Annotated in this window: 2 protein-coding genes and 1 pseudogene; all 3 read right to left on the bottom strand. The window is 59.7% G+C overall.

Features of this window, described 5'->3' with window-relative positions:
• Positions 1 to 223: 223 nt before the first annotated feature.
• The gene (locus EBQ26_RS12475) at positions 224 to 1,036 is read right to left on the bottom strand and encodes a YihY/virulence factor BrkB family protein (RefSeq protein WP_122239555.1); all 813 of its coding nucleotides are present in this window, start codon (positions 1,034 to 1,036) and stop codon (positions 224 to 226) included.
• A gap of 96 nt (positions 1,037 to 1,132) precedes the next feature.
• A complete protein-coding gene (gene adk / locus EBQ26_RS12470) occupies positions 1,133 to 1,789 on the bottom strand; it encodes an adenylate kinase (protein ID WP_122239554.1) in 657 nt (218 codons plus the stop codon).
• Positions 1,790 to 1,968: 179 nt separating this feature from the next.
• Positions 1,969 to 2,086: pseudogene (locus EBQ26_RS12465) on the bottom strand (IS5/IS1182 family transposase); the annotation flags it as partial.

Below are 2,086 nucleotides of genomic sequence, written 5' to 3'. Positions count from 1 at the left end.
TGCTTTTGCGTGCGCTCTCCAGCAAAGGGCGCACATGCTCAAATTGCTCTGGGCTGATGTCGCTTGGGTATTTCGCTCTCATGCAACAAGCATAAACAAATTGGCAAAAAGATTTTGAACAGGTTCTGAGAATCCCGAAAAACCATCAATACAAACCAAAAGAAAACCCGTTTCAGCGCAGAATTGCCGAAACGGGTTTTTTGTTTTTCTTTTGATTTGTAAATCAGGATTGTTCGGGCGTTGCCTCAGCCGCTGTCACTTGGGGAGCGCCTGACTCCGACATGGCTTTGGCCAAACTGGCAGCCAGCAGCAAGATGGCGCTGGAGAAATACAGCCACATCAGCAACGCTACCAGCGAGCCTGCCGCGCCGTAAGCGGACACTACCGCCGCCTCCGACAGATACAGCGTCATGGCGCGCTTGCCCAGCGTGAACAGCGCCGAGCCAATCAGCGAACCCCACACCAGATAGCGCAGAGACGGCTTGCGCCCATCGCTGATGCGCATCATGCCCACGAACAGCAGCGTGACAAACAGCAGGCCCACAACTTCGTTGAGCGTGCCCCAAAACCACGGATTGGCAATGACGTCATCGAGCATGCGCGTCAGCACCCGCAGCACCGCCGAAACCACCAGCGAAAGCATGAGCGCCCCGCCCAAGGCCAGCACATACCCCATGCCCCGCAAGCGCAGCACCAGCAATTGCCACATCGGCGCGCGCTTGTGCGCGCTGTGCTTCACGCCCCAAATATCGGCCAGCGCATCTTGCAACGCCACGAAGACGCCCGTGGCCGCCGACATCAAAACGCCAAAGGCGATCACCGTCGCAATCGCACCCTGCTCGGGTGCGGTCGCGCTTTGCAGCGCATGCTGCACCACGGCGGCGGCTTTCTCGCCTGTCACATCCTGAATTTGCTGCAACAGGGTTTCTTCCACCACCGAGCGGTCAAGCCACCAGCCTAGCCCGGCCACCACCAGCACCAGCAGCGGCGCCAGGCTCAACATGGCATAAAAAGCGACGGCTGCGCTTTGGCGCATGCCGTCGATTTCCAGCCAAAGATTCAGGCCCCGAACGGGCCAACTTGCAAGAAGGCGCTCTTTCACAGGTTCGCAGTACCCACCATGGCTCGCGCTTTACGCGCCCAGGGCCTCGAACACCCGCCGGGTGATTTCATCCACCGCGCCCACGCCACTGATCTTGCGGTATTGCGGCGCACTCTCTGGCGCTTGGGCGGCCCATTCGGAATAGTATTGAATCAGCGGGCGCGTTTGCGCGTCATACACCTCCAGGCGTTTGCGCACTGTTTCTTCTTTGTCGTCATCGCGCTGGATCAGCGGCTCGCCCGTGACATCGTCCACCCCTTCCACCTTGGGCGGGTTGAACTTGACGTGGTAAGTGCGCCCGCTGCCGGGGTGTTGGCGGCGGCCCGTCGCGCGCTCCAGGATGTCGCCAAAAGGCACGTCGATTTCCAGCACGTAATCCAGCGTCACGCCAGCGTCCTTGAGAGCGTCGGCCTGCACGATGGTGCGCGGGAAGCCGTCAAACAAAAAGCCCTTGGCGCAATCGGGTTGCGCGATGCGCTCTTTCACCAAGCCGATGATGATGTCATCGCTCACCAACTGCCCGGCATCCATCACGGCCTTGGCCTGCAAGCCCAGCGGTGTACCCGCCTTGACGGCCGCGCGCAGCATGTCGCCTGTGGAGATTTGCGGAATACCGAACTTCTCGCAAATAAACGCCGCTTGCGTGCCTTTTCCTGCGCCGGGAGCGCCGAGCAAAATCAATCTCATGGGATGTCCTTCATTGTTGTGTCGGGCCGTCTGGCCGCTTGGCCTAGCCCAACGGGATGTCTCCGTCAAAAGGGCTGGCAAGCATAGCAGGAAAGGCCTGCCGCTCCGGCGCCCCGGACGCACTTTCTCACCGAGAGCGCAGGCGTGTTTTCACTGGCGCCCGCGCACTTTAGAGCGTGTTATGAACTTTGAGCCAACCGAATCAACGGCATGGCATTGGGCAGCATGAGAATGGCAAAGACCACGAAGTGCAATCCCCCCAGTACGTCTGGCAATCGCTCGTAATCACGAGACAAG

The organism is Allofranklinella schreckenbergeri, assembly GCF_003703475.1.
Taxonomy (GTDB): Bacteria; Pseudomonadota; Gammaproteobacteria; order Burkholderiales; family Burkholderiaceae_C; genus Lampropedia; species Lampropedia schreckenbergeri.
This window is presented reverse-complemented; position numbering and strand designations above follow the sequence as displayed.

Excerpts from the sequence above, each read along its gene's own strand:
- EBQ26_RS12475 (WP_122239555.1), bottom strand. The coding sequence starts at position 1,036 with ATGCGCCAAAGCGCAGCCGTCGCTTTTTATGCCATGTTGAGCCTGGCG.
- adk (WP_122239554.1), bottom strand. The coding sequence starts at position 1,789 with ATGAGATTGATTTTGCTCGGCGCTCCCGGCGCAGGAAAAGGCACGCAA.